We start from the raw sequence: 3791 nt of genomic DNA, 5'->3' as shown, positions 1-3791 counted from the left end.
GGGTCGTGCGGCTGAGCGGAACAGGAAAGTGTCGTAAGGGGCATTATTTCTTTTCAAAAGTCCCATTCGGAATTAGGTTGGCGTAGCGGTCTGAGGCCGCCGTTTGCGACGGCGTCGGGCACGGAGAAGTCGTAGCTCCCGAGGAAATTGATGTGACGCCAGGATATCGGCGAGAGTCGAGCGATATCGGCGGGCAGCGGCGGCGCCCCAGCTTCGCGGAGTTGGCGCACGGATTCCTGCATGTAGACAGAGTTCCAGTGAACGATGGAGTTGAGGGCGAGACCGAGGACTCCAAGCTGCTCCTCTTGGCCTTGACGCAGAGGGCTTCTGATTTCGCCCCGATCGCCGTGATGGACGCGCCGACCGAGCTTATGGCGCAATTCCTGCCGGTTGAGCTGAAACAGGATCCGCCGGCGGAACGGCCGGTCGTCGATATATCGCAGGATGTGCAGCGTCTTGATGATGCGCCCCAGTTCAGACAGGGCCTTGGCGAGGGTCGTTGGGCGGTCTTTGACCTGCAGCATTCGCATGACGCCCGCGGCCTTGAGGTGGCCGAGCTTGAGCGATCCGGCCAAACGGATCAGGTCGGACCAGTTTTCCCGGATCAGATTGATTTTGATCCTGCCCAGGGCAATTTTATCGAACGGCCCGTAGCTCGCCTGGCGATCGATGCGCCAGAGCTTCGCGCCGCCGATGTCCGCCAGACGGGGGCTGAACCGGTAGCCCAAGAGCCAGAACAGGCCGAAAATGGCGTCGGAATAGGCGGCGGTGTCGGTCATGATCTCCAGCGGTTCGAGCTCGGTTTCCTGCTCCAGCAGGAGAGCCAGGACGACCAGGCTGTCGCGCAACGTGCCGGGGATGACCGCTCCGGCCAGACCGCTGAACTGATTGGAAATCATGTTGTACCAAGTGACGCCGCGCTCCTGGCCGTAGTATTTGGGGTTGGGACCGGCGTGTATGGCGCTCGACGGAGCGACAAAACGCATACCGTCGGCGCTGGCCACCTCGCCTGCGCCCCAATGTTGGACGATATCCAGACGGCTGTGAGCGGAAACGATCGCGGCGTTGGCCGCGGCTATGGTCTCAGGGCGAATGAAATTCTGACTGACCCAAGAAAGTCGGTCGCGACGCAGAGCGGCAAATTCCGGGCGCGCGACGGGCTCAAGACCGATGTTGCAGGCGCCGCCGACCAGGGTCGCGCACAGGCTTATCTCGAAGTGCTCGACGGTGGCCTGACGCTCGCTCAGATGGGTAAAGGACTTGGCAAATCCGGTTCGCGCCATGACTTCAAGAAAGATGTCGGGCATCCCCGCTTTCGGCATGCGCGTTTGGACGGCGGCGCGAAGCGCACGCAGGCTTTCGGATTCATCAAGCTTGTCGAGTGGCGTGACCACAATCCCGGTCTTGTCGGCGACCGTCTCGAAACGCAGGTCCGGATTGTCGCCGGCGCGCGCAACGACATGTCGATATGCCTCGTCGAGAAGGCGGGAGAGACCGTCAATCTCCGTGTCGGCCTCCAGAGACCGGCCCAGCGCGCGTGCGACCATCAATCTGGAATTTTGCCAGGGCTCGCCCTCGAGCATCCCGCGCCGGGGATCCCCGTATCGGATGCCGGGCTTGGCGAACACGTCGCGTCGCTTGATCGCGAGACGCCAGGCATCGATGATCGCGAAGACGTAGGCTTTGGGGTCCCGCACTCTGCCTTCATGATCCTGGACATGTTGCCTCCACGCCTTCGGGATCGCGGCGGTCGGCGCGCCGCGCATCTTGGCGAGAGACGACCAGTCGTCCACGGCCTTGAGGTAGCTGATCGCGGCCTTGACGTTTTTGCCGCCCGGGGCGGCCTCGGTCTCGATGCGGGTGGCGATTTCGAAGAACAATCGCCGGGCGCTCCGCCATTTTGTTCGCAGTTGGTCGTAGGGTTTGGTTTCCGCCGGCTTGGCGATCGCCTCCACCTTGGACATGGCGGCCTCGATGTCGGGACGGGGCAACCGCTCGAAGAGCACGTCTCGCCATTCATTGAGGGGCAAGGCGTCGTCGGTCAAAACCAGCAAGCCCATCGCGTGAAGCAGCATCGCGGCGCCATCGAGATCGCGCAGGCTGCGCAGGCGGGCCTGCTTGTCGGCGGCTTCGGCCCCCTTGACCATGTCCGAGAGCAGAGCCTCGGCCAGCTCGGCGGCGTCGTCTTGGGCCGCCGCTTCGAGCGTATGGAAGAGCGCCGCGATGGTCGCGGTTCGACGCGGCTCCTGAAGGGCGGCGATGGCCGAGGGTTTGCCCACGCGCGCCACCCGCGCGAGCCGCTCAAGGGTTGCGGCGGGAACGCCCCGTGGCGGCGACGGCCGCAGATTGAACGCCCGGACCGCGTCGAGCCGATCAAGGTGGCGGTAGAGCTCGGTCGGCATGCGCTTCGAGGGAACGGTCCGCAGAGCGTCCAAGGCGGCGAACGTGGAAGTGTCGCCATCGTCAAACAGGGCGGCGATGCGCACCCGCTGGTCATCGCTCAGGCTGGCGACCAGATGGCGCCAAAGCCTGGTCCGCGCACGATCGCGGATTCTGCCAACCAATCGCTCGACAACCGTGACGCCTGGCAGAAGCACCTTGTTGGCGATGAGCCAGGCCGCGGCTCGATCAATCAGCGGGCCGGGCCGATCATCACCGCTCCAGCACAGGGCGTAGAGCCATCGGGTCAGCCGGAAGCGCGCCACGGCGTTGTCGCCAAAGTCCGTGAAGCCGCAGTGCGTCCGGATGAGCGCGAGATGCCGAATGCGCCGGCTTCCCTCAAAATAGGCATCCACGCCTGTGCCGGGCGCGAGGGCGAGCTGCTCGATCACGATCGCCAAGACCGACGCTGGGATCTCGGCGGCCGAGACTGGAAATGCGCCAAGAAACCGGGCGCTCGTCAGCATCACGGCAAAGCCGAGCCGATTGTGGTCGCCGCGCAGAGTTCCAATGAGGTCGCGATCGGTTTGATCCAGGTGAAAATATCGCGCGAGTTGGTCGGCCGACGGTTCGCCGTCGAAGCGGGCAAAGCCCTGACGCTGGGCGTCAGTGAGGTGACGGGTGGGCATACCGTGCGAAACTTTCAACTTTTGCGAAGGGCGCGGGCGGCGCCAATTAGCAAGGCTAATTTCTTCGCAAAACATATGTGCGAAACAAAATCATTTTGCAGCAACTTTCGCACAGCGCTTGGGGGCGATGCATGAAGCTCGGCTACGCGCGCGTTTCCACCGAGGATCAGAACCTCGAAATCCAGCGCGGTCGGCTCTCGGAGGCCGGCTGTGAAATGATGTTCGAGGAGAAGATATCCGGGGCCGCTCGCGGCCGACCCGAACTCGAAAAGCTGATGGGCCACCTGCGCAAGGACGATGTTCTGGTGGTCGCCCGCCTCGATCGCCTGGCGCGATCCACCATTGATCTCCTGCACATCGCCGAGCGCATCAAGGAGAAGCAGGCAGGATTACAATCGCTTGACGAACCTTGGGCCGATACCACGTCCCCGTCCGGCGTGATGATCATGACCGTCTTCGCCGGGATCGCCCAGTTCGAGCGGTCTCTTATCTTGAAGCGGACCGACGATGGGAGAAAGGCGGCGATGGCGCGCGGCGTGTCCTTCGGTCGACCGAAGAAGATGCGGCCCGATCAGGCCGAACTCGCTCGGCAACTCGTCCTGGAGGGCAAATCCATCAGCGCCGTCGCAAGGACCTTCAACGTTCACCCGGCGACCATCTATCGCTGCATGGAGCCAAACGGCTCCTTATGACACTTTTCTGTTCCGCTCCGCCGCACGACCC

Annotated in this window: 2 protein-coding genes; one reads left to right on the top strand and one right to left on the bottom strand. The window is 63.3% G+C overall.

From position 1 onward, the window contains the following. Positions 1 to 53: 53 nt before the first annotated feature. Complete coding sequence (locus EJC47_RS20710; protein ID WP_126849581.1) at positions 54 to 3068, bottom strand: Tn3 family transposase; 3015 nt, start codon at positions 3066 to 3068, stop codon at positions 54 to 56. A 131-nt stretch (positions 3069 to 3199) separates the two neighbouring features. On the opposite strand from EJC47_RS20710, the gene EJC47_RS20705 reads away from it, so the two are divergent. Then, on the top strand, positions 3200 to 3760 hold the full coding sequence (locus EJC47_RS20705; protein WP_126849580.1) for a recombinase family protein: 561 nt from the start codon (positions 3200 to 3202) through the stop codon (positions 3758 to 3760). The last annotated feature ends 31 nt before the right edge of the window (positions 3761 to 3791 follow it).

Origin of the sequence: Sphingomonas sp. TF3, assembly GCF_003985085.1 — a bacterium.
GTDB lineage: Bacteria > Pseudomonadota > Alphaproteobacteria > Sphingomonadales > Sphingomonadaceae > Sphingomonas.
This window is presented reverse-complemented; position numbering and strand designations above follow the sequence as displayed.